The sequence below is a fragment of the Clostridium sp. OM05-9 genome, from assembly GCF_003481465.1.
Classification (GTDB): Bacteria; Bacillota; Clostridia; order Lachnospirales; family Lachnospiraceae; genus Coprococcus; species Coprococcus ammoniilyticus.
Window position 1 is genome coordinate 133,386 of sequence record NZ_QULF01000001.1, and the last position, 25,776, is coordinate 159,161.

Annotated in this window: 24 protein-coding genes; 20 read left to right on the forward strand and 4 right to left on the reverse strand. The window is 41.3% G+C overall.

From position 1 onward, the window contains the following. Window positions 1-433: 433 nt before the first annotated feature. The 9 genes from DXB77_RS00595 to DXB77_RS00635 all read left to right on the forward strand — a co-directional run bounded on the left by DXB77_RS00595 (window position 434) and on the right by DXB77_RS00635 (window position 8,629). Window positions 434-1,096 carry a response regulator transcription factor gene (locus DXB77_RS00595; RefSeq protein ID WP_117808253.1) on the forward strand — a complete coding sequence of 221 codons (663 nt, stop codon included), beginning with the start codon at window positions 434-436 and terminating at the stop codon, window positions 1,094-1,096. Then, a complete protein-coding gene (locus tag DXB77_RS00600; RefSeq protein ID WP_118483265.1) occupies window positions 1,093-2,112 on the forward strand; it encodes a sensor histidine kinase in 1,020 nt (339 codons plus the stop codon). The genes DXB77_RS00595 and DXB77_RS00600 overlap by 4 nt, the downstream gene beginning before the upstream one ends. Before the next feature lie 398 nt (window positions 2,113-2,510). Beyond that, a complete protein-coding gene (locus DXB77_RS00605; protein ID WP_117822243.1) occupies window positions 2,511-3,278 on the forward strand; it encodes an ABC transporter ATP-binding protein in 768 nt (255 codons plus the stop codon). Continuing rightward, window positions 3,265-5,331: an ABC transporter permease gene (locus DXB77_RS00610; RefSeq protein WP_117808256.1), complete on the forward strand. Its 2,067-nt coding sequence runs from the start codon at window positions 3,265-3,267 to the stop codon at window positions 5,329-5,331. The genes DXB77_RS00605 and DXB77_RS00610 overlap by 14 nt, the downstream gene beginning before the upstream one ends. Window positions 5,332-5,412: 81 nt before the next feature. Further along, on the forward strand, window positions 5,413-6,483 hold the full coding sequence (trpS, locus tag DXB77_RS00615; protein ID WP_021943426.1) for a tryptophan--tRNA ligase: 1,071 nt from the start codon (window positions 5,413-5,415) through the stop codon (window positions 6,481-6,483). Window positions 6,484-6,614: 131 nt separating this feature from the next. After that, the gene (locus DXB77_RS00620) at window positions 6,615-7,355 is read left to right on the forward strand and encodes a hypothetical protein (RefSeq protein ID WP_117808257.1); all 741 of its coding nucleotides are present in this window, start codon (window positions 6,615-6,617) and stop codon (window positions 7,353-7,355) included. 147 nt (window positions 7,356-7,502) lie between these two features. Continuing rightward, window positions 7,503-7,826: a cupin domain-containing protein gene (locus tag DXB77_RS00625; protein WP_117808258.1), complete on the forward strand. Its 324-nt coding sequence runs from the start codon at window positions 7,503-7,505 to the stop codon at window positions 7,824-7,826. Between the two features lie 29 nt (window positions 7,827-7,855). After that, window positions 7,856-8,005: a hypothetical protein gene (locus DXB77_RS00630; RefSeq protein WP_330584394.1), complete on the forward strand. Its 150-nt coding sequence runs from the start codon at window positions 7,856-7,858 to the stop codon at window positions 8,003-8,005. 39 nt (window positions 8,006-8,044) lie between these two features. Continuing rightward, a complete protein-coding gene (locus tag DXB77_RS00635; protein WP_118615276.1) occupies window positions 8,045-8,629 on the forward strand; it encodes a restriction endonuclease subunit S in 585 nt (194 codons plus the stop codon). Window positions 8,630-8,720: 91 nt separating this feature from the next. On the opposite strand, the gene DXB77_RS13105 is transcribed toward DXB77_RS00635, so the two are convergent. Further along, window positions 8,721-8,951, reverse strand: coding sequence for a cupin domain-containing protein (locus tag DXB77_RS13105; protein ID WP_279220233.1), 231 nt, complete (start codon window positions 8,949-8,951; stop codon window positions 8,721-8,723). Window positions 8,952-9,431: 480 nt separating this feature from the next. Here DXB77_RS13105 and DXB77_RS00645 point away from each other — a divergent pair, with 480 nt between their 5' ends. Beyond that, window positions 9,432-10,022 carry a zinc dependent phospholipase C family protein gene (locus tag DXB77_RS00645; protein WP_117808262.1) on the forward strand — a complete coding sequence of 197 codons (591 nt, stop codon included), beginning with the start codon at window positions 9,432-9,434 and terminating at the stop codon, window positions 10,020-10,022. A 91-nt stretch (window positions 10,023-10,113) separates the two neighbouring features. On the opposite strand, the gene DXB77_RS00650 is transcribed toward DXB77_RS00645, so the two are convergent. Beyond that, window positions 10,114-10,695 carry a chromate transporter gene (locus tag DXB77_RS00650; RefSeq protein WP_008402149.1) on the reverse strand — a complete coding sequence of 194 codons (582 nt, stop codon included), beginning with the start codon at window positions 10,693-10,695 and terminating at the stop codon, window positions 10,114-10,116. After that, a complete protein-coding gene (locus tag DXB77_RS00655; protein ID WP_118662442.1) occupies window positions 10,692-11,258 on the reverse strand; it encodes a chromate transporter in 567 nt (188 codons plus the stop codon). The genes DXB77_RS00650 and DXB77_RS00655 overlap by 4 nt, the downstream gene beginning before the upstream one ends. 179 nt (window positions 11,259-11,437) lie before the next feature. On the opposite strand from DXB77_RS00655, the gene trkA reads away from it, so the two are divergent. Then, window positions 11,438-12,847 (forward strand): Trk system potassium transporter TrkA, encoded by a 1,410-nt coding sequence (gene trkA / locus DXB77_RS00660; RefSeq protein ID WP_021943181.1) that lies wholly within the window; start codon window positions 11,438-11,440, stop codon window positions 12,845-12,847. Window positions 12,848-12,884: 37 nt separating this feature from the next. Next, entirely contained in the window at window positions 12,885-14,345 is a 1,461-nt protein-coding gene (locus DXB77_RS00665) for a TrkH family potassium uptake protein (RefSeq protein ID WP_117822240.1), read from the forward strand. Between the two features lie 59 nt (window positions 14,346-14,404). On the opposite strand, the gene DXB77_RS00670 is transcribed toward DXB77_RS00665, so the two are convergent. Then, entirely contained in the window at window positions 14,405-15,661 is a 1,257-nt protein-coding gene (locus DXB77_RS00670; protein WP_118662443.1) for a PucR family transcriptional regulator, read from the reverse strand. Window positions 15,662-16,079: 418 nt separating this feature from the next. On the opposite strand from DXB77_RS00670, the gene DXB77_RS00675 reads away from it, so the two are divergent. The 8 genes from DXB77_RS00675 (at window position 16,080) to DXB77_RS00710 (ending at window position 25,759) form a co-directional block, all read left to right on the forward strand. Next, complete coding sequence (locus DXB77_RS00675; RefSeq protein WP_118662444.1) at window positions 16,080-17,438, forward strand: aspartate aminotransferase family protein; 1,359 nt, start codon at window positions 16,080-16,082, stop codon at window positions 17,436-17,438. Window positions 17,439-17,749: 311 nt separating this feature from the next. Continuing rightward, window positions 17,750-18,517 carry a YdcF family protein gene (locus DXB77_RS00680; protein WP_118662445.1) on the forward strand — a complete coding sequence of 256 codons (768 nt, stop codon included), beginning with the start codon at window positions 17,750-17,752 and terminating at the stop codon, window positions 18,515-18,517. Window positions 18,518-18,709: 192 nt separating this feature from the next. Next, entirely contained in the window at window positions 18,710-19,465 is a 756-nt protein-coding gene (locus DXB77_RS00685) for a response regulator transcription factor (RefSeq protein WP_242996095.1), read from the forward strand. Between the two features lie 21 nt (window positions 19,466-19,486). Next, the gene (locus DXB77_RS00690; RefSeq protein WP_118662446.1) at window positions 19,487-21,061 is read left to right on the forward strand and encodes a HAMP domain-containing sensor histidine kinase; all 1,575 of its coding nucleotides are present in this window, start codon (window positions 19,487-19,489) and stop codon (window positions 21,059-21,061) included. Window positions 21,062-21,094: 33 nt separating this feature from the next. After that, window positions 21,095-22,654, forward strand: a complete 1,560-nt coding sequence (locus DXB77_RS00695; protein ID WP_118662447.1) for an AMP-binding protein — start codon at window positions 21,095-21,097, stop codon at window positions 22,652-22,654. Between the two features lie 17 nt (window positions 22,655-22,671). Next, the gene (locus DXB77_RS00700; RefSeq protein WP_021943190.1) at window positions 22,672-22,899 is read left to right on the forward strand and encodes an acyl carrier protein; all 228 of its coding nucleotides are present in this window, start codon (window positions 22,672-22,674) and stop codon (window positions 22,897-22,899) included. Window positions 22,900-23,015: 116 nt separating this feature from the next. Then, a complete protein-coding gene (locus tag DXB77_RS00705; RefSeq protein ID WP_118662448.1) occupies window positions 23,016-24,605 on the forward strand; it encodes an MBOAT family O-acyltransferase in 1,590 nt (529 codons plus the stop codon). A 17-nt stretch (window positions 24,606-24,622) separates the two neighbouring features. Continuing rightward, window positions 24,623-25,759, forward strand: coding sequence for an SGNH/GDSL hydrolase family protein (locus DXB77_RS00710; protein ID WP_243100117.1), 1,137 nt, complete (start codon window positions 24,623-24,625; stop codon window positions 25,757-25,759). The last annotated feature ends 17 nt before the right edge of the window (window positions 25,760-25,776 follow it).

Consider the following 25,776-nt stretch of genomic DNA (forward strand, 5'->3'; position numbering starts at 1 on the left):
GGTCCGTTGGTCTTTCTTGCGAGAAACAGAAAACTATAATAACAATACAAACAAGAAAAAGGAATTAGGCAAATAAGAAGAAAAATGTTCATAGTATTTTTGTAATGAAGCTTGCGCTAACTGTCAGCACCAAGCCCTTGTCTGAACCCTTTAGGGTGAGTTAGGGCGACTGCTGACAAATCAGTGCGCAAGCTGAATAAAAAATACATGAATTTTTCTCTTATTGCTCTAATGGCTTTTTATAGTTTGGATTGTTAATAGTAATTATTCCTTGCAAAAAAGACCAACGGGCTAGCATCTTGTAATAAAATACCCTGAAACAAATATGGTGAAAAATTTTGGGGGTATGCTATAATGATGCCGACAGGCAGCTGGGTAGTGTGGCTGCCTGTTGGGTAAATATAGGCGATAAAAGGAGCCGGTAGAGAGCGTTATGAAAAAGATTTTTATTGTGGAAGATGATAAGAGCATATGCATGGAGCTTGTTGAGATTTTGGAGAACGAAGGCTATGCAGCATCCTATCTGACTGATTTTGAACATTCAAAAGAGAAGATTCTGGCAGCGAGGGCAGATCTGATTTTGATGGATATTAATATTCCGGGCATAAATGGCAGAAATCTGTTAAAGGAGATTCGGAAGGAATCGGATATCCCGGTTATCATGGTGACTAGTCGTACATCAGAGATGGACGAGGTTCTGTCGATGAGCTATGGGGCAGATGATTTTATCACGAAGCCGTATAATCCGACGATCCTGTTGCTGCGGATCGCAGCAGTGCTGAAACGGATGGAGGGAAGCCAGAATGCAGCATCCTATCGTGGAGCAGAGGTGAATTTCAGCAAAGGGACAATCCGGCTTGGTGAGAAAGAACAGGTTCTGACGAAGAATGAGATGATCATTTTCCAACGGCTGTTAAGCAGTAAGGACAAGATCGTATCCAGAGATGAGATCATGACAGATCTCTGGGATAATGAAGAATATGTAAATGATAATGCACTTACGGTTAATATCAGCAGGCTTCGGACAAAGCTTGCGGAGCTTGGACTGCCGGATGCGATCGAGACAAGAAAGAAACAGGGGTATCGTCTGATATGAGAATTTGGGAATATATAAAAGATAAAGCGGGTATTCTGATCGGATATCTGTTATTTATAGCGATCATGTTAATTGCTTTTCGTGCGATGCGGACACCAGGGGAGCTGACGGTGATCTTTCTTGTGCTGACAGTTTTGCTTCTGGTAACTGTCATATTAACAGACTATATAAAACGCAGACATTTCTATAATTCCCTTTATGCACATATGGAGCAGTTGGATCAGAAATATCTGGTCATGGATACGTTAGAGGAGCCGGGTTTCTATGAGGGAAAGCTGGTCTATGAAGCGTTATATGAGATCAATAAATCCATGACAGAGCATGTGAGGGAGTACCGGCAGAGTGTGGATGATTTCAAGGATTTTATCGAGATATGGGTGCATGAGATCAAACTACCGATCGCAAGTCTGGTACTGATGTGCCACAATAATCAGGATAGGATACCGAAGAAATACGAAGATCAGGTGAACCGTCTGGATGCATATGCCGATCAGGTGCTGTATTATGTCCGGGCAGAGCATGCGAGCAAAGATTATCGGTTTGATTCAGTACGAATCAAGTCGGTTGTGAATAAAGTGGCGTTGAAGAATAAAGATATGTTGCTGGAGAGTGACATTTGCCTGGATGTGCATGACGTTGATGTCAGCGTTACGACAGATGCCAAATGGCTGGAATTCATGATAAACCAGATCATGAGCAACAGCATCAAATATATGAAGCCGGATGAGGATCGGCAGATCCAGATCTGGACGACAAAAGCAGGTGACGATATCACACTCCATATCAGAGATAATGGAATCGGAATTTCCGAAGCAGACCTTCCTCGCATTTGCGAAAAATCGTTCACCGGTGAGAACGGACGTCGTTTTGCCAAGTCAACAGGTATGGGCTTATATATCGTAAAAGGTCTGTGCGACCAGCTAGGACATCATCTTACGATCACTTCCAAAGAAAATATCGGAACAGACGTCGCTGTAACCTTTGGCGGAAACGACTATTATCTGGTGGATGAATAAAACTATACTTTACCATGTGCCCCTTATCTGACAGACAGATAAAGAATGCCCAATGTCTTAACCTTACAAAACTGTAACCTTCTGTAACATAAGAAAAACGACACTCTCCCTTGAAAACGATATACTCACACTTGTAAACAGGAGATGAGGTGTTGACAGGATCAACAGCTCTTAACTCAGTTATTAATAGAAAATGGTGTGTGGGTAAATCGTTTTAGTATTTCGTGGATGTTTTTATGGGGCTGTTGTTCTGACAGTGAGCAATACCTAAAATCCATAGAGCAGCCGACTGAGTGTTCTGCTATCCTGTGCCATGTCGTCGGAGCAATGGTCACAAAAAACATGTAAGTGTTACCTGAACGATTTAGTCACACACCGAATAGCAAGGAGAGATAAAAGTGGAAACAATTTTAAAGATTGAGAATATCGAAAAGTATTACGGCAACAAATCCAACATTACAAAAGCCATTGATAACATTTCATTTAGTGTAGAAAAAGGTGAGTACGTTGCGATCATGGGAGCATCCGGAAGTGGAAAGACGACACTGCTTAACTGCATTTCCACCATAGACCGTGTCAGCAGCGGTCATATCTATGTAGGAAGAGATGATATCACAAAGCTTCGCGGCAACCAGTTGAACCGCTTCCGCCGGGAAGAACTGGGATTTATCTTTCAGGATTTCAACCTGTTAGATACACTGACAGCATATGAGAACATTGCACTGGCGTTATCGATACAGAACACGCCTGCGAAGAAGATTGACGAAAAGATAAAGAAGATCGCAAAGGACCTTGCAATCGAAGAAGTTCTGAATAAATATCCATATCAGATGTCCGGGGGACAGAAACAGAGAGTGGCATCTGCGAGAGCGATCATTACGAACCCGAAGCTGATCCTTGCCGATGAACCGACCGGAGCACTGGATTCCAAATCCGCAAAGCTGTTGCTTGAAAGTCTGAAACATCTGAATGAAGAACTGTCAGCTACGATCCTGATGGTAACACATGATTCCTTTACCGCAAGTTATGCCGGTCGCATCCTGTTCATCAAGGACGGTAAAATATTCCATGAGCTTCGCCGTGGAGCAGACAGCCGAAAAGAATTCTTCAACAAGATCATAGATGTCGTAACTTTGCTTGGAGGTGACTTAAATGACGCTCTTTAAGTTATCCCTTAGTAATATGAAGAAAAGCCTGAAGGACTATGCAATCTATTTCTTTACATTGGTTCTTGGCGTAGCAATCTTCTATATTTTTAATGCGATCGAGACACAGACGGCGATGATGAGGATCTCCAAAGATACCAGAGAAATTGTAGAGCTGATGGCAAATATCATTTCCGGTGTCAGCGTATTCATTGCATTTGTGCTTGGTTTCCTGATCATATATGCCAGCCGATTCCTGATGAAACGGCGTAACAAAGAATTTGGATTGTATCTGCTGCTTGGAATGGGCAAATGGAAGGTGTCAAAGATGCTGTTTATCGAGACACTGATCATCGGTCTGGTTTCACTTGGCGTTGGGCTTCTTTCCGGTATCGGGATTTCCCAGCTTACCAGTCTGTTAGTTGCAAATATGTTTGAAGCGGATATGTCTTCTTATAATTTTGTATTTTCAAGTTCTGCATTTGTAAAGACCTGTTTCTATTTTGCTATCATCTATGTGGTTGTGATCCTGTTTAATACGATCGCGATCGGACGCTGCAAATTGATCGACCTGTTCCAGAGGGGAAGAAAATCAGAGACTGTTAAGATGAAAAATCCGTGGATATCGGTATTTGTATTTCTTCTTTCCGTAGCAGGACTTGGATATGCATATTACTATATTAATTCAAATACAACAGATCTCTATATGAAAGATATCTATTTCTGTATCGGACTTGGATGTGTCTGCACATTTTTGTTTTTCTGGTCGATTTCCGGTATGTTGTTCCGGTTAGTTTCTTCCGTGAAGCGTGTTTATTATAAAGGACTGAATTCATTTGTCATCCGTCAGATGAGCAGTCGTGTAAATACAAATGTACTGTCAATCTCGATCATTTGTATTATGTTATTTGTTACGATCTGCGTGCTGACTTCGGCGCTTACGATCCGAAATGGTTTGAATGAGGGGTTAAGAAGGTATGCTACCGTTGATGTAAATATTACCAGACAGGTAAGAAGTTCTGATTATGATGTTGCAGCCGGTAAGGGTGCGGATGAGGATGCTTACTATGATCCGACGTGGGATAAACGCGATATTTGCGATATATATAAGGAACATGGAATTGATTTGCCGTCTATGTTTTCAGCCTATGAAGATGTGTATATATATTCACTGCCGGATTGCACATACGGGGATACATTCAGTGAACAGGCAAAGGATGCGTTCCTTGGTGACCAGCCGATGTATGGCATGATGGATATCATGGAAAATGTCATGACAGTGTCCGATTATAATCGTGTGGCAAAGCTGTGTGGTTTTGAAACTGTGTCGATCAAAGATGATGAATATGGAATCGTGGCGAATTATAAGCAGATGGTGACATACAGAGATATGTCATTGCAGGCCGGTATGCTGATTCAGGTAAATGGTTATGAACTGAAGCCGGGAATGAGCAAATGTCAAGCCGGTGATATTCAGATTTCTACACAGGCCATTAATATCGGTATCATTATTGTGCCGGATGGGGTGCTTGCCGGAGTAACTCCGATCTCTGAAAGCTTGCTTGCAATCTATAATACGACCGATACGGATAAGATCATGGCGAGAAATGAACATATCAATCTGGATGATGACCCGGATGTCAGGCTGAGTCTGAATACAAAAGAAAAGGTAAAAGCTGCCAGTATTGGACTGGGTGCGATCGCATCCTTTATCGGCTTATATATTGGAATGATCTTCCTGATCTCCGGCGCAGCTATCCTCGCATTAAAGGAATTGTCAGAAAGCACCGATAATGTGGAACGATATAAGATGCTTCGAAAACTAGGGGTGGATCAGAAGATGATCAATCATGCGTTATTTGCACAGATGGGTCTGTTCTTCCTGTTCCCGCTTGCACTTGCAGTCATTCATTCGATATTTGGATTGAAATTCAGCAGACAGATTCTTTCACTGATGGGAACCGATGACATGGGAGCAGCCATGCTTATGACCGTTGTTGTTCTGGTTGTGATCTATGGCGGATATTTCCTGATCACCTATTTCAGTGGCAGAAAGATCATCAGTGAGCAGTAGGGTTTCCTTGACGGTAACAGTATCTCGCGGTATAATTGGGGGCAGGATTATCGAACGAAGAAATGAAGGAGACTTTTTAAGATGAGTAGAATTATTTTAACCGGTGACCGCCCTACAGGACGACTTCACGTTGGACATTATGTTGGTTCCCTTTCTGAGCGTGTAAAGCTTCAGAATTCAGGAAACTATGACGAGATATATATAATGATCGCAGATGCACAGGCACTTACAGATAATGCCGAGCATCCGGAGAAGGTGAGACAGAACATTATCCAGGTTGCACTTGATTATCTGGCATGTGGGATCGATCCTGAGAAATCAACGATCTTCATTCAGTCCATGGTTCCGGAACTGACAGAATTATCTTTCTATTATATGAATCTCGTTACAGTATCTCGTGTACAGAGAAATCCTACTGTAAAATCCGAGATCAAGATGCGTAATTTTGAAGCAAGTATTCCGGTTGGATTCTTCTGCTATCCGATCAGTCAGGCAGCAGATATCACGGCTTTCCGTGCAACAGAAGTGCCGGTTGGTGAAGATCAGCTTCCTATGCTGGAACAGTGCAAGGAGATCGTTCACAAATTCAATTCCGTATATGGCGAAACCCTGACAGATCCTGAGATTGTATTACCGTCTAACAAAGCATGTCTCAGACTTCCGGGTATCGATGGAAAAGCAAAGATGAGCAAATCTCTTGGCAACTGCATCTATCTTTCCGATGAAGCAGATGAAGTAAAGAAGAAGGTTATGTCCATGTATACAGATCCAAATCATATCCGTGTGGAGGATCCGGGACAGATCGAGGGAAATTCCGTATTTACATATCTGGATGCGTTCTGTCGTCCGGAGCATTTTGAACAGTTCCTGCCGGATTATAAGAATCTGGATGAACTGAAGGAGCATTATAGCCGTGGTGGTCTTGGTGATGTTAAGGTGAAAAAGTTCCTGAACAATGTATTACAGTCAGAGCTTACACCGATCCGTGAACGTCGTAAGATGTGGGAGAGCCGTATTCCGGATGTCCTTGACATCTTAAAGGCAGGAAGCGAGGCTGCACAGAAGAAAGCAGCAGCAACTCTTCATGATGTACGTTCTGCTATGAAGATCAATTACTTTGATGCAGACGGGCTGGAGAATGATTATAAATAAAATTGACAGACATAAGAGGACGGTCGTGAAAACGGCCGTCCTTTTGTTGTACAGCAAAAAGTTGGAAAAGTTGCAAAAAACATGTACAATAAGGATGGAAAAGTTACAGAATATATGGGGAGACACCGGATATGAAAAAGACGATTTTATTATTAGGGGCAGTTGGAGTGCTTATGATGACAGGGTGTGCCGATGAAGGTATCACGACAGATTATGGAGAATGGGTAGCTACATCCGAATACAGTATGGATGGAACAACTGAGAATTACCGGACAATAGAAGTAGATGCGACAGCGGAGAAGACAGAAGCGGCATCAGAAAAAGAAATGGAGGGAAGTTCAGATCATATGAATACACAGAAAAAAGACAGCACAACAGAAAAGACAGATGGGACAGAGGAAGCGAGATATTCGTGCGAGAATTATACATTTTATAGAGTAAATGATGATGTGGACCTGGCAGGCAGTTATTTGTTGTTAAATGTATATGAGGACGAAGCACTTGCAGAATATCATGGTCTGTTTATTGGTCAGATCGTTACATTATTTGGCGATAAGGAGACAACCGAGAATAATGAGGAGTTACTGGACTATACGATCGCGGCAGAAGATAAGGATGGTAAGGTGATCTATCTGACTTTATATTATGGGGCGTCAGGACCGGCAATCGGTGGCTTTGATGGTGACGAATATATGGCGGCTGCAGAAGAGCTGGAGAAGCTTGTCAGAACGACAGAACCGATTGACTATGAGTGCACCAGTGTCTATGAGGATCTCGGCATGACAATTCGAATGGGCACCAGAAATGGACGGGGCTTTTATGAAACCGAGATGCCGGAAGGTATGGAAGACTTTTATAATGATATGTATTAATGAAAGACAATCGGATAAAAAGAAAACTGTATGAAACACATACAATAAGGTATAATGAATACAGACAGATTAATGCATATATAAGACAGTGGATTGATAATGGAAAAGAAATAAAAAATAATTTTGAAAGCGAAAGGACAAAGAAATATGTACAAGAATATTGAAAAAAAGACAAAATTATTATTAAAGGATCAGGTAGAATATCAGGAGGGACAGGTAGTTAGCAAGACACTCGTTCAGAATGACTATGTAAGCGTGACTGTTTTCTCATTTGACAAAGGCGAGGAAATCTCTACACATGCATCCGGCGGAGATGCAATGGTAACTGTCCTTGATGGTACAGGACGTTTTACCGTAGGCGGTGAGATATTCATCTTAACAGAGGGTGAGACACTCATTATGCCAAAGGATGTTCCACATGCTGTATATGGCGAAGAACAGTTCAAGATGTTATTGACTGTATCTTTCTAAGCCTGAATTATTTGGGAGATTTTGTTGTTATGGATATTGAAATCTACAATCGTTGGGAAAAGATGTTGAAATTAAGAGAGGAACTGCTTGCTGTTGATGAAGACAGAATGGCTGGAAGAAAAGGCTATATGCTTGATGAACTGGATGTATACCTTGATAATGTGATTGGAGAAGTATAGTATATGTGGACTATATGACTAAACTATAAATTTGTCGAAATGTTCGGGGATGAGAAAAGATATCCTTCAAAATCTATAGCTGAGGTAGCTAATATTTGTAGAGGGGCTTCTCCAAGACCAATATCAGATTATTTGACTGAAGATGTAAATGGAGTAAATTGGATAAAAATTGGTGATATATCAATTGATGATATATATGTCACACATACGGCTGAAAAAATCACTAAGGAAGGAGCCAAAAAATCAAGGTATGTTACACCAGGGGATTTTATTCTTTCAAATTCCATGTCATTTGGTAGACCATATATTCTAGGTATTGAAGGATGCGTTCATGATGGTTGGTTGATAATATCTGATTATCAAGAATCATTAAACACATTATTCTTTTATTATGAGTTGAGAGCAAATCAAGTGCAGTCTCAGTTTAATGCTTTAGCAAATGGTACAACTGTGGAAAATCTTAATACAGATCTTGTTAAGGGTGTTAATATAATTGTTCCATCTATTGAATTACAAAATGAGTTTGCTGATTATGCTCAGTTTTGCGACAAATTGAAATTTGAAGTACAAAAATTAGTAAAAAATCACTTGAAATATATATATATAAAATTTCCACTAGAGTAAATCGATACTCTAGTGGAACCATTATACTTTTGAGTTTTGCTTGAAGACATTCAAAAGCGGGTTTTCTTATAATCTCTAAGTGAAGGCTTCCTTAAGCATCCTCTTTTGTGTATTCCACAGTTCCGAACGGATGATGTGGTGGGGCGTAAATGGTAGACAGCCTGAGCGGACATTTGCCTGTGTTCTTGATGTTGTGCCATGTTCTGGCAGGAACGAATACGGCATCACCTTTACACATACGCTGCTCACAGTTCAGATTGTGTGGGCAGTTTCCTGTCATGACCATAGCATTTCCTTTTTCAACACGGATGAAGTTTTGCACCGATATCGCGGCAAGGCGGAATGCTCATTAAGGTCATTTGCAAATGACAGCCGGTCCAGAGTGCCGTACGATAGCACTTATTCTGCTCTGCCATTTCCTGAATATTTGTTACCTGTCTCCCCTGCTGCCTCCCACGCCCCCCCTGCTGTAAGTACATTGCGAGTATTTCGTCGTGAGCTGCACATTGCCAGTAAATACGGGTGCGTGTCTGAGCCGAAGGCGAGTTCGCACAGGAGTATTTACGAATAAGGCATGTGAAGCGAACAGAAAACGCAGCAAGTACTTACAGCAGGGGGGCGTGGGAGGCGGCAGGAGAAACAGGCAGGAGGGCAGAATTGCCCCGTGTAAAAATTGTTAGAAAATTTTTCTAATTTCAAGAAAATTCTGTGAAATGGCTTGTATTTCATACTTCCTGCGGTAAAATATAGATAGGAACAACGGAAAAAGTTGTGCCGAATTAAAAGCGGGAAGGAGACTGATATGAAAAAAAGAAGTCATTTATTTGTAACCAGAGAAATCATAGAACAGGTTCCACAGAACAAAAGGAAGTGGTTATTGTTAGGCAGTATTCTGCCGGATATATTGGTTCATACCTATATTAAGAAGCATACCTGGAAAAGTTCATTTGATAATACAGTCAACCGGATACAGAAGCTGGAAGAAAAGGGGAAGAACAGCAGATATTCTTTCCTGAAACTCGGATATGTACTTCATTATGTGGAGGATTTCTTCACATATGCGCACAACTCCATTTTTGAAGGCGGTTTTTCTGAACATGTTGCATATGAAAGTGGATTTCAGAAGTTTTTATTTGGACATGGACATGTAGAACAGGAAGAAACGAGTCGGATCGGTGAAATGGTTCATTCTGTGGAGGAAGCGGTCGAGTATCTGAAGAAAAACCATGCACTGTATATGACGGAGGCCGGAGATAATGAAACGGATGCACGCTATATTCGGAATGCATCAAAAACCATCGGTACGTTTCTGGTACGGGCATTTGCCATGAACAGTGTGGCAGCAGAGGAGTATGTTCCGGCATACGCACTTGCTCCATCCTATCGAAAATAAAAGGCAGAGCAATCTGATATAAAAGGATAATTATGACTGCCAATGAAAAATATGAAGTCACCTGATACTTTGCATTGTATCAGGTGACTTTTTATCTGATGTGTTCGGCAATCACGGATACCACGATCCCCAGAACCGCGGAAAGCAGGATCAGGGAGATCGCTGACAGCTTTTGCTTCCATTTGCGCCGGATGAAGAAATAGATTCCTGCAAGCAGGCACAGAATGATGATAGCAGGGATATTCACATCATATTCGGATAAGCTGACATACCCAGTAGACTTTAACAGCATGTTGATTCCGGTTGCAAGGATCAGGGCCAGGATAACCGGTTTGATGCCATACAGAAAGCCCTGCACGTAGGTATTTTTCGTCAGATTTTTTATAACTGCGGCAATTAATAATATAATGAAAAAGGACGGCGTGATGACACCGAGAGTAGCGACAATACCGCCCGGAAGTCCTGCCTGCGTCGATCCGACATAGGTTGCCATGTTGACTGCGATCGGACCCGGTGTAGATTCGCAGACACCGATGAAATTGTAAAAGGCATCTTCACTCATCCAGTTATGGCGGATGACAGCATCCTGGATCAGCGGTATCATGCCGAAGCCGCCTCCGAAGCTGAACAGTCCTACTTTAAAGAATTCAATAAACAATGTCAGATATATCATTTGTCTGCATCCTCCTTTCGGATTCTTTTAAAAGAGGTACAGAAAATTCCGATGATGCCGCCTGCGAGGATCAGAAGAATTGCATTAACGGATTTGGAAAGCAGTTCTCCGATCACCATGATTATAAAAGTAACTACAAATACAAGAACCGGTATTTTTTTTCGGTCGAGTGTTTTCATCATGCTGATTCCGGTTGTAAGGATCAGAAAAGCAACAGCACATTTAATGCCAACGAAGGCATACGCTACATATTTATTTGCAATGAAAGCATCAAAAAACAGAGAAATGACAAATATAATAATAACGGATGGGATACAGACACCGAGGGTGGCTGCCAGACTTCCGCGGAAGCCTCTTTGTTTATAACCGACAAAAGTAGCGAGGTTGATCGCCAGTGGCCCGGGCGTTGATTCAGCGATCGCAATCACTTCGATCAGTTCGTCTTCCGTGAGCCAGTTCCGTTTTGCAACCACTTCTTCCCGGATCTGTGCGATCATCGCATAACCGCCGCCAAATGTAAATAATCCGATTTTGAAAAAATTAATAAATAAAGACAATAACATATCAAATCCTCCAGACAGGAGTATAACACAGAATCAAACTAAACTTTAAATAAAATTTTCCAATATCACTGTACATATAGAAAAAAGATGTTACAATCAAGATTGACGCTATAATAAAGTGAGCGTTTTATGCACAAAAGGTATGTATAATATATAGCCGAAGTCGGTGGAGGTAAGTGATGTTTAAGCAACGAGGCGCGAAGAAAACGGGTCTTAATATATTGATCATAGGATGCGGTAAGGTCGGAACGGCACTGACCAGACAGTTATGCAAGGAAGGGCATGATATAACAGTCATTGATAAAAATGCGGATAAGGTTGAGATGAACGTCAATCAGTATGACGTTATGGGAATCTGCGGAAATGGTGCAAGCTACAGTGTGCTGATGGAAGCCGGTGTGGAGAATGCCGATCTTGTGATCGCAGTAACAAATTCTGACGAGCTGAATCTGCTTTGTTGTACGATCGCAAAACAGGGACGTGACTGCGCAACGGTAGCGCGTGTCAGAAATCCGGACTACAGCAAGGAGATAAAATATCTGAAAAAGAGTCTGGGACTTACCATGGTCATCAATCCGGAGCTTGAAACAGCAACGGAGGTTGCGCGTGTACTTTATATGCCGACGGCTTTGGAGATCAATTCCTTTGCACATGGTCAGGCAGAGATGACGAAGATCAAGATTCCGGAGCATAATATGTTAGACGGACTGTCTGTGGCACATCTTGGTCAGCAGCTTATGGATCGAGCGAAGAATATCAATATTCTGATTTGTGCGGTTGAAAGAGATGGAGAAGTCTATATTCCATCCGGTCATTTTAAACTGCATGCAGGAGATGTTCTTTCGTTTGTAGGATCCCGTCCGATGAGCCGTGCATTTCTTGATTTTATCGGATTCAAGACAAATCGTGTCAGTGATGCGATGATCGTCGGCGGTGGTGACGTTGCATATTATCTTGCAAGTCAGTTGATCAATATGGGAATCAATGTAAAGATCATTGAGAAAGAGAAGGATCGTTGTGAGCGACTCAGTATTCTGCTTCCGAAAGCAGTTATTATCAATGCAGACGGAACCGATCAGGATGTATTAAAGGAAGAAGGCTTAAGCAATGCAGAATCCTTTGTTGCTTTAACCGGGATTGACGAGGAAAATATCCTCCTGACACTGCATGCCAGACATGTTTCGGATGCAAAGACCATCACGAAGATCAACCGTAGTAATTTCAAGGAAATAATTAATAATCTGAACCTTGGAAGTGTATTTTATCCGAGTTTTATTACAGCGGAGACTATTACTGCTTATGTTCGTGCGAAATCAAATACACGTTCCATGAACAGCTGTGTGCAGACGTTATATCATATGTTTGATTTCCGGGTAGAGGCGATCGAGTTCCGTGTGGATGAAGCATCCGAGGTAACGGGAAAGCCACTGATGGATCTGAAGTTAAAGAAGGATGTGCTGATCGCGTTTATCAATCGAAACGGTACGATCATTACACCATCCGGTCATGATACGATCGAAGTCGGGGATACCGCTATGGTAGTAACGACCCATACAGGATTTAATGATATCAGGGATATTCTGGTATAAGTAATGAGTATTTTTGTAAAAGGGAAAATAGGAAGCTATGAATCGGTCAATGATTTTATACGTAGTCGGACATGTGGTCATGCTGGAGGGGGTTATGCTTCTTCTGCCATGTCTGGTTTCGTTGATTTATCAGGAAAGTGAAGGAATTGATTATCTGGTGATGGCAGTTATCTGTATGCTGCTTGGAGCCATCATTGTAAAACATAAACCTAAAGTAAATGTATTCTATCTGAAAGAGGGCTGTATCGCTACAGCATTGAGTTGGATAGCACTGAGTATATTTGGTGCACTTCCAATGTGCATATCAGGAGATATCCCATCTTTCACAGATGCGTTATTTGAGACGATCTCCGGTTTTACAACCACAGGAGCCAGTATCTTAAACGATGTGGAAGCATTATCCCGGACGACGTTGTTCTGGCGAAGCTTTACACACTGGATCGGTGGCATGGGTGTGCTGGTGTTTCTGCTTGCGGTATTGCCGCTTAGTGGCGGATCAAATATCAATCTGATGAAAGCAGAGAGCCCAGGACCTTCTGTTGGTAAGCTTGTACCGAAGATCAAGTATACGGCGCGAATATTATATGTTATTTACATTGTATTAACGGCTATAGAGATCATCTTGTTAATAGCCGGGAAAATGCCGGTGTTCCATGCATTTTGTACCGGATTCGGAACAGCGGGTACAGGTGGATTCGGAACAAAGAATGATAGCTTTGCCAGCTTTTCGCCATATCTGCAGTGGGTGGTAACGATCTTTATGATCTTATTCGGTGTGAATTTTAATGCATACTATCTGATTTTATTTGGCAATATCAAAAAGGCATTGAAGATGGATGAGGTGCGAACCTATTTCCTCATTATTGTGGCGGCGATCGCAGTTCTTGTATTGAATCTGATTCATACAATGGATGGATTCTGGACAGTACTCCGTCATGCATCGTTCCAGGTCGCTTCGATCATAACAACAACCGGATTCTCCAGTGTGGATTTTGACCTGTGGAACCAGACATGTAGGACGATACTGGTTATTCTGATGTTCATTGGTGCATGTGCAGGCAGTACCGGTGGTGGTATCAAGGTATCCCGATTTATCATCGTGGTAAAAAGTGTGATAAAAGAGTTGAATTCCTATCTGCATCCAAAAAGTATCAAGAAGATCAAAATGGACGGCAAGCCGGTAGAGCATGAAGTGGTACGTGCGGTAAATGTATATTTTATAACATTTATCATCCTGTTTACAACATCCGTACTGCTGATCTCCTTTGAGGGAAAAGATATGACATCAAACTTTACTGCGGTTGCGGCAACGATCAATAACATCGGACCGGGACTGGAGCTGGTAGGACCAACGAAGAATTTTAATGTATATGGTACATTTTCCAAATATGTGTTGATGTTTGATATGCTTGCCGGAAGACTGGAGCTGTTCCCATTGCTCTTGTTGTTCTATCCGCCGGCATGGAAAGAATTACTGGCGGTCAGACGCAGAAAATAACAGGCCAATTAATGACCGGATATATGATGTACATGATATTAAAATGTGTTGCAGCAGATTCAGGAAAACAAATCCAGATAACTATGAACTTGAAATGCGGTCATCAGTTCAAAACGAGTGGACGGATCATCTAAAGCAAGATGTAAGTCCTCCCTTAATATACGGACACGATAATTGACGGTGTTCCTGTGACAGAACAGGGCACCGGCAATTTTTTGTATACTGCCATCACAGAGCAGATACTGATAGAGTGTTTCCAGATAATTCGTATGGTGCTGCTCATCGTATGTAATGATGGATCCCAGGGTATCGTTTACATATTCTCTAAGAACATCCATATCACTTACAGATAAAAGAAGCTTATAGAATCCCATATCATCGAAGAAGAACAGGCTACTGTTCTTTTTTTGTGCCATCAGGGCGGCGCACCGTCCCTGTAAAAATGCCTGACTTAATCCAATCAGATCTTTGGTTGGCGCACTGATTCCGATATACATGGAAGTTGTTCCGGCAGATTCTCCCATATAATACAGAAGCCGTGTAAGCTCCTGTTCAAGCCGTTCATTTGACCGTGCGGGGCTGATCAGCAGAGTATAGTCGGTGCCGTTGACAAATGTATATGGCAGATTATAGATTCTGACCAGACGTGTCAACAGATTCTGAAGAAAACTTCCGGCGGTATTTGCATAACCGGATGAGATGGTGGAATGCTCAGACTGCTGGATAGAGGTATTTGTCTGTGCAGCGGTTGGTTTCATGGATGCTGTATCACGCAGATCTGATATATATACGAGATGGTATTGTGCATCCGCCTGAAAACCATGTTCATATAAGACAGGCAGGCTGATTTCCATCAGAGCTTTGTCATTTGGGTGAAGGATCACGCGCGAAAGGGCTGTTGAGATTGCCTGACTGGTCTGGGTATCATCAAATATCCGATTGTAATAATCGTGTGTGATATCGAAGATCCGCGTTTCCCATGGCATAAGAAAGAGCGGGTAATGCTTCCGATCGCACAGCATACGGATACGGTCGGAGATATCGGAACGGTTCAGATGTCCGCCGATATTGATAATAAGGCCGCAGGTTTTATGCTCAATCAGCCCTTTGATGAAGTTATATAACCAGTATTCATTTCCGCATAGAACGCCGGTCGTAATGATTAGTTCACCGCCATGCAGGAATTCTAATGTATCGGGATCTTCTGATATATAGACCCAGTTCATCAGATGATCCAGTCCTTCTTCCCCTGCGATCAGATCCAGACCATAGGTGCTTTTTGTTTCTTTATATAAATCTCTTAATAATATTGCCATATATAAGATCCTTTCTTAGCAGAATTTGATAATTGTTACTTGTCTATGTATAAGAAGTCCGTTCAATCAAAATATGATCTGCGCGTATCGGCTTGGCGGTGGCTTATTGATTTGAAGCAGTTTGAACATGATTGCCTAATATTTGCTTAATTATATAAGGTTTATATTAGCTGCTGCTTAATATAATAAACCACTGATTTGTGCTATGGATTACAATAACCCAACAATACCATAGAAAATATGTGCCTGTCAAACATATGATTGTGCTATCAGCACAAATTAGGGCGGGAGTTTTGTGCTGGCGGGATATGGTGATCGGTTTTTATGAATGGCATACTGTAGAAAATTCAAAAGAGCAAATAAATGAACGGCACAGATACAAAAGCCGTTCGTATTAAGAAGATGGAGGATGATACATATGTTAAGAACAGATTTACCGGAAATAATAACAGAGACTTTACCCGGCCCTAAGGCACAGGCAATCATAGACAGGAGAGCGCAGGCCGTTCCAAATGCGATTCGTTGCGGATATCCGGTTGTTATCGAACGTGGTGAAGGCGCCATGATCGAGGATGTCGATGGCAACAAGTTCTTGGACTGGATCGGTGGTGTCGGGGTATTGAATATCGGATTTTCCCAGCCGGAAGTCGTTGAAGCAGTAAAAGCACAGGCAGATAAATATTTCCACGGCATGTTCAATGTCGTAACACATGAAGGCTATGTAGCGCTCGCAGAGAAGTTATCCGGCATTGCACCTGTAAAGGGCGATAGCAAGAAAGCCTTCTTTGCAAACAGTGGTGCCGAAGCAGACGAGAATGCCGTTAAGGTAGCAAAGGCATATACAAAGCGTCCGAATATCATCGTATTCTCCGGTGCATTCCATGGAAGAACACATTTTACAATGGCAATGACATCCAAGAAAGCATATGCAAAGGATATGGGACCGTTAGCAGCCGGCGTGTTCCGTGCACAGTTCCCATATTATTATAGAAATCCGGAAGGAATGCCTGAGGATAAGGCAGTTGATTACTATATCAGATCTATCTATGATGTATTTGAACAGTGTGCAGCAGCGGACACGATTGCAGCAATCGTTGTTGAGCCTCTTCAAGGTGAGGGTGGTTTCATTCCTGCTCCGATCGAATGGGTAAAAGCAGTTCGCAAGATCTGTGATGAAAATGGTATCCTGTTGATCGCAGATGAGGTACAGAGCGGTTTCTGCAGAACCGGTCGTATGTTTGCTTCTGTTTACTGGCAGGAGGCCGGTGTAGAGTCGGATATCATCGCAACAGCAAAATCCATCGCAGCCGGCGTGCCATTATCAGCCATTATTGCAAGAACTGAGGTTATGGATGCAGTTCCGGCAGGAACGATCGGTGGAACCTATTGTGGAAATCCACTGGCATGTGCCGCATCCCTAAAGACGATCGAGATTATGGAGAGAGATCATCTGGCAGAGCGTTCCTGTGAGATCGGTAAGAAAGTAACAGAGCGTTATCTGGAAATGCAGAAGAAATATCCGGTTATCGGTGATGTCAGAGGACTTGGCGGTATGATCGGTATCGAATTCGTAAAAGATCAGGAAACAAAAGAACCGGATGCAGCATTTACATCTGACCTGATCCAGACCTGTGCGAAGAAAGGTCTGTTAGTAGAAGGCGCAGGAACTTACAACAATGTAATCCGTTTCCTTGCACCGCTTGTAATGACAGATGAGCAGCTTGCAGCCGGTCTTGATATTTTTGAAGCATCTATTAAGGAATGCCTGAAACATTAATAATCATTAGAAATTATAAGAAATAATTTAAAATGATTTAAAATCATTAGAAATCATTTTAAATTAGTGTAAATACAGTCATTTTGGATAATGAATTGTTCCAAATGGAGCAATCCGTTGCCTGAAATGGCTGTTTTTTGTTAAAAACAGTATATAATAGTGTTTAAATATAATGTAACCGGATCATTTATAAATCTTAATCGCTCCGCAATAGAGATGATGGCATTTTGATGCATTTGGATGCTATAAACATGGAGTAAACTCCGGAAAAAGGAGAATTATGTAAAAAGACGGGAGGTATGTAGGGAAAATTGAAGAAATTGTGGCTTAGAATAGTATTATTCATAGCAGGATTTGCAGGAGTATTCATATTTCTGTATCCATTTGTTACGAAGGGGATTAAAAACATAGGAAATCTTACGGGAGTTGTCCTTGGTATCTGCCTGATCTTATATGCGGCATGGTTCCACAGGGTGAATCGCCGGGTGAAAAAATGGATGACCCGGACTGCCGGAAAAGTAATATGCGGGATCGTTTTGCTGATTGTATTAGTTGCAGTTGGATTTGCGGCAGCAGGTACGATATGCATGATACGGGCATCGAAGAGCGCTCCGAAGGATGAAACGGTTATGATCGTGCTTGGCTGTGGTGTAAATGGCGATCGCCCAAGCCTGATGCTGACGGAACGCTTAGATGCGGCATATGATTATCTGAACACACATGAAGAGGTTGTGTGTATTCTGTCCGGTGGACAGGGAAAAGGTGAGAATATCAGCGAAGCGGAGTGCATGTACCGGTATCTAACAGAAAAAGGAATTGCACGGGACCGTTTATATAAGGAAGACCGGTCAACCTCGACCCGAGAGAATCTTCTATATTCAAAGAAGATCATAGAGGAGAAGAATCTGGATCCGCAGGTTATTATCGTAACAAATGAATTTCATGAATACCGTGCATCTGTTATTGCAGAACATACAGGTATAAAACCATCGGCGGTGTGCGGGAAAACAGCGTGGTGGTTATTGCCAACTTATTATCTGAGGGAACTTTACGGAATCGTCTTTGAATGGATTTTTTAGATAGCTTAAACAAAAAACTTAAGAATCTTAAAAATTTAGATACAAAAAGGATGTAATTTTCTGGTATAACCTGACTTAACAAATCTTAACAACACCTGACGCATACTTGAATTATAGATGCAAATGCTATAATGTTGGGGTGGTTATTGAAAGTTAAAATCAGGTCGTATTAGAAAAAGAGAGGATATGGTTATGATTTTAGAAAATAACAAAACAATAGATGGAGAGAAGCAAAAGGGATTGCTGTCCGAACAGGAAGCGAAAATTCTGATCGTAGATGATGAAAAGGATATTCGGAAGCTTGTAGGTATTTACCTGAAAAAGCAGGGATATAAAACACTGGAAGCAGAGAATGGACAGATGGCGATCAATGTTATGAAAGAACATTCGGATATTGATCTGGTTATTATGGATATTATGATGCCTGGAATGTCGGGAACCGAAAGCTGTGCGGCTATCCGGGAATTCTCATCGGTTCCGGTGCTGTTCTTAACAGCCAAGACACAGGAGCCGGACAAAAATGAGGCATATGATATTGGTGGAGATGATTTCTTAAGCAAGCCTTTTGAACAGGGTGAGCTGATCCGGAAGGTGAAAGCACTGATCCGACGTTATAATGTTTATAAAGGAAGAGAAGATAATGCGGATGGAATACTTCGTGTCGGAACAATATCAATCGATCCGTATAAGCGTGTGGTAACGAAAGAAGATGAAGTCATCCATCTGACGGATAAAGAATTTGCACTGCTGTTTTTCCTTGTGAAGAATCGTGGTAGATCCTGGAATCTGGATGAACTATATGAGAATATCTGGCAGGAAAAATATCTTCCTTCATCGTCCAATACGGTCATGGTGCATGTGCTCAGGCTTCGACAGAAGATCGAGGAGAATCCGGCACAGCCTGAGATTATAAGAACGATTTATGGAAAAGGATATCAGGTGGATTAAAGCCTGAAAAGGTCAGACGGAATGAAAGACAGAGAAACGAGACAAAAGAATAGACGGGAAAAAAGAACAGACGAGAAGCTTACCTTAAATACGAAGCTGATTCTGGTTATTGCAGGAAGTCTGTTACTCGCAGTTGGTTTGTTCTTCGTCTGGCTGAAAACTACAGTATATATAATTGACAAAAACTATCTGAATGAGACAGCCACAGCCCGGCGGACAGAAGAGAAGATCGACCGCTTTTCCGATTATGTCAGGGATAATAAGGTAAAATCAACAGATATGAATGCTATTCTCAGATGGCAGCAGGAAGAGGGAAGTGTATATCTTCTTGTATATCAGAATGAGAATGTAATATATGATTCAACAAAACAGAAAAGACGTACCGCGATGGAGCGTTTTTTTAATAAGATAACAAATGGAAACCAGAAGGGCAGAAAGCTTGCAGAGTCTGAAGAAGACAAGAAGCAGATGCTGAATAACATTAAGAATAAGCATCTGATGGAGATCTACAAGAAAAAGGCAGAGGATCAGAAACAGAAAACAAAGGACATGGAGCAGAAACAGCCGCTGCAGGATGTTGAATATTCAGAAACCATTCCAATCGATGAACTGGAAAGGACTGATGTGACGGGACAGACCGGAAGCTATGTATTTTATTCTGTACGGTTCGAGGATGGACTGTATGATGTCTGTATCGTGGATTACTCAGAGAAAAGAGTTTACTATTTCTGGATGACAATTGGTTTTCTGGTGTGCTCGTTTATCTTTATGATGTTTGTTATGATCTATAACGGCCGTGTGGTAAAGCGTGTAAGACGTCTGACACGGGAGGTATCCAGAATCAAAAAGAACGATATCAATGCTGCTATCACGAAGTCCGGGCATGATGAGATCTATGTACTGGCGGATAATATTGACAGTATGAGAAACTCGATCATCCAGCAGATGAGCAAAGAAAAAGAAGCCTGGCAGGCGAACCGGGATCTGGTCACAGCAATGGCACATGATATTCGGACACCGCTTACGGTATTGAAGGGTTATCTGGATCTTCTGGAAACAAGTGAATTTGATTCGGAAGAAGAGTATAAGCAGTACGTTGATATCTGCGTGGATAAGGCAGGGCAGTTAAAAGACCTGTCAGATAAACTGTTCCGTTACTTCTTCGTATATTCCGGACATACGGATGAACTGAAGATGGAAAAGTTTCCCGCAAAAGAATTTTTCCAGCAGATGATCGGTGAATATATGTGTCTGTTAGAAGAAAAAGGAATCACATTCCAGGTCAAGACGGAGAATAATTCACCGAAGATACAGATTGATGCACCGCATCTGAAACGGTTGTTTGATAATATATTTACGAATATAAGAAAATATTCGGATTACAGCAAACCAGTAGAGATTCAGTATAGTACCTCTGATACGAAGGTAACATTGGTGATCAGTAATCATATAAGCAAAAACAGAAATGAAGCAGAGAGCACAAGGATAGGAATTAAGACCTGTGAGAAAATTGCACAGGAAATGAACATAGACTTTTCAGTAAAAGAGAAGAAAGGGCAATATACAGTAACACTTGTATTTGCAATTGTGGAATAAAGGAGGTCCGGACAGGTTCCGGTAAAGAAAGATATGAAGAATGTACTTGAATTTATTGAAGGCTCAGCAGCTAAATATCCAGACAAATTAGCAGTTGCCGATGTTAACGGAGGACTCACTTATAAAGAACTGGAGAAAACGGCAAAACAGGTTGGAGCATGGTTATATCAGGGACTTGGCGGATGCAAGAATCGTCCGGTTGTTGTACTTCTTGATAAGGAGCCGAAGAGTGTGGCAGCATTCATGGGTGCTGTATACAGCGGAAACTTTTATGTGGTCATAGATGCGGAGATGCCGGTTGACAGAGTGAATAAGATCTTAAAGGCATTGAAACCGGAGGCTGCCGTAACCGATAATAAGCATCTCGATAAAGCAAAAGAGCTGCATGTTGAAACAGAGGACGGTAAGGGCTATGCACCAAAGATTTTCAATCTGGATGAGATGGATCAGGAAGCAGACCAGAGTTGTCTGGCAAATGTAAGAGCACATATGATCGATACGGATCCGGTGTATGCATTATTTACTTCCGGTTCGACAGGTGTTCCAAAGGGTGCAGTTATATCACATGCAAATATTCTTTCTTATATTACATGGTATACAGAAGCCTTTGATATCAACGAGACAACAATATTTGGAAATCAGACGCCATTTTATTTTAGTATGTCTGTTTCAGATTTATATAGCACATTGAAAAATGGCGCAACATTGTATATAATACCAAAAGCATATTTTTCATTCCCAATTAAGCTCATGGAATTCCTGAATGAGAAAAAGGTTAATACGATCTACTGGGTTCCATCGGCGCTTTCAATCATTGCAAATTATAAGATGTTCCAGTATGCCGAGCTTCCGGACCTGAAAAAAGTGTTATTTGCAGGCGAGGTTATGCCGACAAGACCATTGAATTACTGGATCGAGAATCTGCCGGATGCCATGTATGCAAACCTGTTTGGCCCGACAGAGACAACCGATATTTGTACCTACTATGTGGTAAACAGAAAGTTTCGTGACGATGAGCCACTTCCAATGGGAAATGCATGTAACAACTGTGATGTATTTGTACTTGGAGAAGATGGCAAGGTGGTTTCGCCGGAGATCAATCCGGAGACAGGCTTCAGTGCAGAAGGTGAATTATATGCCAGAGGTTCCTTTGTCGCTCTTGGATATTATGGAAATGAAGAAAAGACAAAAGAAGCCTTTGTCCAGAATCCGTTAAACCCGAATTATCCGGAACTGATCTACAAGACAGGTGATCTTGTAAAATATAATAAATATGGCGAACTGGTCTATATATCAAGAAAAGATTATCAGATCAAACATATGGGTTACCGTATCGAGCTCGGCGAGATCGAAGCGGCTGCCGGTGCAATCGAAGGTATCCGAAGCTATGCATGTATCTACGATGATGCAGAGGATAAGATCGTATTTATATATGAAGGTAAGAAACTGGATGATGCATTCCTGCTTGGGGAATTCAAGAAAAAAGTTCCACATTATATGGAACCGAACCAGTTTGTAAGAGTGAAGAGTATGCCACACAATCAAAATGGAAAAATTGATCGTAAGTGGTTGAAAAATAACTATAAATTATAAGAAATGAGGAAAAAGAAATGGATGAATTATTAGAAATTTTAAACGAAGTAAAACCAGGTGTTGATTTTGAAAATGATACAGACCTGATCGGCCATGGCGTCTTAGATTCCATCACAATGGTAACACTTGTTATGGAATTAAATGATGCATTTGATATCGAGATCACACCTGTAGATATCGTTCCAGAGAACTTCAAAACAGTTCAGACGATCTATGATATGATCCAGAGACTCAGTGATGATTAATTAGTTTACAGACTGAGGAAAAAAGGAATACTGGGAATAAACCGGACGGCCTTTTGTAATACGTACAGAAAATGACTGCCCGGTAGATTTTCGGTATCAGTGATAGGGAGAAAAAAATGTCTTATACATCTATAGCTTATTTGGGATTTATATTGATGGGATCCTTCTTTTTCTACTCGATCGTGCCATTAAAGCACAAATGGAAGGTTCTGCTGATATTCAGTTATCTGTTCTATTTTATTAATTCCGGAAAATATATTGTATTTATATTGTTTAGTACCTTGTCGATCTATTTTGGCGGTCTGCTGCTGAATAAGATTGATGATGGCTTCAGTATGGCAAAGAAAGCCTTGCCAAAGGAAAATAAAAAGGAATTCAAGTCGATCATCGGATGGCAGAAAAAATGTGTCTGTGTATCTATTGTATTATTAAATCTTGGTATTCTTGTATATCTGAAATATTCCGTATTCTTCGGACAGGTGTTCTGTGATATATTAAGTATTTTCCATATTAAGATATCCAATCCAATGCAGAATATGATGCTGCCGCTTGGTATCTCGTTCTACACCTTATCGGCGATCAGCTACATTGTAGATGTATACCGTGGTAAATACAAAGCCTCCGATAATCTTGGAAAGGTTGCTTTGTTCCTGGTATTCTTCCCACATATCGTGGAAGGCCCGATCGGACGTTTTGATCTGCTGGGAGATCAGGTATATGAAGGACATCCGTTTGATTATAAAAATGCAACAATGGGACTTCAGCTTGTGTTCTGGGGTCTGTTTAAGAAAATCGTAATTGCTGACCGTGCAAATATGTATGTAAATCAGATTTTTAATTTCCACGATCAGTATGATGGACTGTATGTCATCATAGGAATGCTGTTGTACACCTTACAGTTGTATGCAGAGTTCTCCGGTTGTATGGATATCGTCCGCGGTAGTGCGCAGATGTTTGGCATCGAGATGTCAGAAAACTTTGCAAGACCGTTTATATCAAAGACAGTCAGCGAGTTCTGGAGAAGATGGCACATGACACTTGGTGCATGGTTTAAGGATTATGTATTCTATACCATCTCTCTATCCAAGGCATTTATGAAGCTGAGCAAGAAGACAAGAGAGAAGTTCAATGCGTTCTTTGCAACGCTGATCCCGACCTCTATTGCCATGCTTGCAGTATGGTTTGGAACCGGTATCTGGCATGGAGCAAGCTGGAAGTATGTTATGTACGGTATTTATTACTGTCTGATCATGATCCTCGGACTTCTGACAGAACCATTATTCAGAAAATTATTTGAAAAAATGCATGTGAACCGTGAAGGTAAGATCTATAAGGCTCTTCAGGTTGTGAGAACCTTTATCTTTGTTAATATCGGTATGCTGATGTTCCGTGCAGATGATCTGAAGATCTTCGGACAGATGTTTATATCGATGTTCCGGAATCTGTCATGGGATCCGATCCGCTATGGTGAATTGTTTGATGTCCGGATTGGTATGAGTGATTTCTTGTTACTGCTTTTTGGAGCAATTGTGTTGCTGTTGGTTGGCTTGTATCAGGAACAGGGACGTCATATCAGAGAAGATATTGCAGCAAAGAATATTGTATTCCGTTGGGTATTATATTATGGACTGATCTTTTCCGTGATCATCCTTGGAGCATATGGAAGCGGATATGAAGTCGCAGGCTTTATATACGCACAATTTTAGGATAGATGGTGAACGATATGAAAAAAGACAAAACAAAAAATATAATAAAATGTATCCTGTTTTTCATCATTTTCTGTGTACTGATGGGAGTTCTGTCGGTTGTGTTCTATCCGAAGACCAGTGACCCGGAAGGTGGTTTGTCAAATCCGAATGCCAGAGGCTTCTATGGAGAACCGAGAAATTCGCTGGATGTTGTTGTCATGGGAAACAGTAACGCATACAGTGCCTACTCTCCAATGATGATGTGGAAGAACTATGGAATTCCAACCTATGTTGCGGCGGAGGGAGCGCAGAATATTGCAGAGACAGTCAATGTCCTTCAGGAAGTACTGACCTGCCAGAAACCGAAGCTGGTCGTTTTGGATGTGGATCTGTTGTGGCAAGGTAAGACACAGGTATCCAGAGTAGAGGGAAATGTCAAATCCCTAATCTATAAATATATTCCGATCATGAAGTATCATGACAGGTGGAAAACACTGGCACTTAAGGACAGCTTTAAGAAAAAATCATATACTTATCGTTCCAGTACAAGAGGTCAGTATCTGAGCAGAACGGTTATGGCTTATACAGGTGAAGATAAGATGGTAGAGACAAAGGATATTGAACCGGTACCGAAGTCTTCCAGAATTTTTCTTAAGATGTTCCTGGATATCTGCAAAGAAAACAATGTTGAAGTTATGTTTGTTGAGATGCCGACAGCAAGCTCATGGAATTATAAAAAACATAATGGTATGACACAGTATGCGAAGAAATTAGGAATCCCATTCCTTGATCTGAATACGGTAAAGGGCAAAAATAAGATCAACTGGGGAACAGATACCAGAGATGGCGGAAAACATCTGAACTGTTACGGTGCAAGAAAAGTAACAAGAGAGATAGGAAAATATATTTCAAAACATTATTCATTTGAAAATAAGAAAAAAGATTCCCGGTATACTGACTGGAATAAACAGTATAAGGTATACAAAAAGTATATGAAGAATCCTGCAACTGTTATTACGGTAAATGAGAATGGCGAACAGATTCAGACAACCGTTGAGGCCGAAAAAATAAATAAACAATCGGCCGGGAAAAAGGATAAAAAGAAGGACAAAAAGAAAACGAAAAAAAGCAGTGACAAGAAAATTACGACAACTACAAAAAACAATAAGTAATAAATAATATGAACAGG

What these genes read in the sequence shown, in the direction of transcription:
- DXB77_RS00595 (WP_117808253.1), top strand. Translation starts at nt 434, where the DNA reads ATGAAAAAGATTTTTATTGTGGAAGATGATAAGAGCATATGCATGGAG.
- DXB77_RS00610 (WP_117808256.1), top strand. Translation starts at nt 3,265, where the DNA reads ATGACGCTCTTTAAGTTATCCCTTAGTAATATGAAGAAAAGCCTGAAG.
- DXB77_RS00630 (WP_330584394.1), top strand. Translation starts at nt 7,856, where the DNA reads ATGGATATTGAAATCTACAATCGTTGGGAAAAGATGTTGAAATTAAGA.
- DXB77_RS00675 (WP_118662444.1), top strand. Translation starts at nt 16,080, where the DNA reads ATGTTAAGAACAGATTTACCGGAAATAATAACAGAGACTTTACCCGGC.
- DXB77_RS00650 (WP_008402149.1), bottom strand. Translation starts at nt 10,695, where the DNA reads ATGATATATCTGACATTGTTTATTGAATTCTTTAAAGTAGGACTGTTC.
- DXB77_RS00635 (WP_118615276.1), top strand. Translation starts at nt 8,045, where the DNA reads ATGTTCGGGGATGAGAAAAGATATCCTTCAAAATCTATAGCTGAGGTA.
- DXB77_RS00700 (WP_021943190.1), top strand. Translation starts at nt 22,672, where the DNA reads ATGGATGAATTATTAGAAATTTTAAACGAAGTAAAACCAGGTGTTGAT.
- DXB77_RS00670 (WP_118662443.1), bottom strand. Translation starts at nt 15,661, where the DNA reads ATGGCAATATTATTAAGAGATTTATATAAAGAAACAAAAAGCACCTAT.
- trkA (WP_021943181.1), top strand. Translation starts at nt 11,438, where the DNA reads ATGTTTAAGCAACGAGGCGCGAAGAAAACGGGTCTTAATATATTGATC.
- DXB77_RS00685 (WP_242996095.1), top strand. Translation starts at nt 18,710, where the DNA reads ATGATTTTAGAAAATAACAAAACAATAGATGGAGAGAAGCAAAAGGGA.
- DXB77_RS00705 (WP_118662448.1), top strand. Translation starts at nt 23,016, where the DNA reads ATGTCTTATACATCTATAGCTTATTTGGGATTTATATTGATGGGATCC.
- DXB77_RS00665 (WP_117822240.1), top strand. Translation starts at nt 12,885, where the DNA reads ATGAATCGGTCAATGATTTTATACGTAGTCGGACATGTGGTCATGCTG.
- DXB77_RS00655 (WP_118662442.1), bottom strand. Translation starts at nt 11,258, where the DNA reads ATGTTATTGTCTTTATTTATTAATTTTTTCAAAATCGGATTATTTACA.
- DXB77_RS00645 (WP_117808262.1), top strand. Translation starts at nt 9,432, where the DNA reads ATGAAAAAAAGAAGTCATTTATTTGTAACCAGAGAAATCATAGAACAG.
- DXB77_RS00625 (WP_117808258.1), top strand. Translation starts at nt 7,503, where the DNA reads ATGTACAAGAATATTGAAAAAAAGACAAAATTATTATTAAAGGATCAG.
- trpS (WP_021943426.1), top strand. Translation starts at nt 5,413, where the DNA reads ATGAGTAGAATTATTTTAACCGGTGACCGCCCTACAGGACGACTTCAC.
- DXB77_RS00695 (WP_118662447.1), top strand. Translation starts at nt 21,095, where the DNA reads ATGAAGAATGTACTTGAATTTATTGAAGGCTCAGCAGCTAAATATCCA.
- DXB77_RS00710 (WP_243100117.1), top strand. Translation starts at nt 24,623, where the DNA reads ATGAAAAAAGACAAAACAAAAAATATAATAAAATGTATCCTGTTTTTC.
- DXB77_RS00600 (WP_118483265.1), top strand. Translation starts at nt 1,093, where the DNA reads ATGAGAATTTGGGAATATATAAAAGATAAAGCGGGTATTCTGATCGGA.
- DXB77_RS00690 (WP_118662446.1), top strand. Translation starts at nt 19,487, where the DNA reads ATGAAAGACAGAGAAACGAGACAAAAGAATAGACGGGAAAAAAGAACA.
- DXB77_RS00620 (WP_117808257.1), top strand. Translation starts at nt 6,615, where the DNA reads ATGAAAAAGACGATTTTATTATTAGGGGCAGTTGGAGTGCTTATGATG.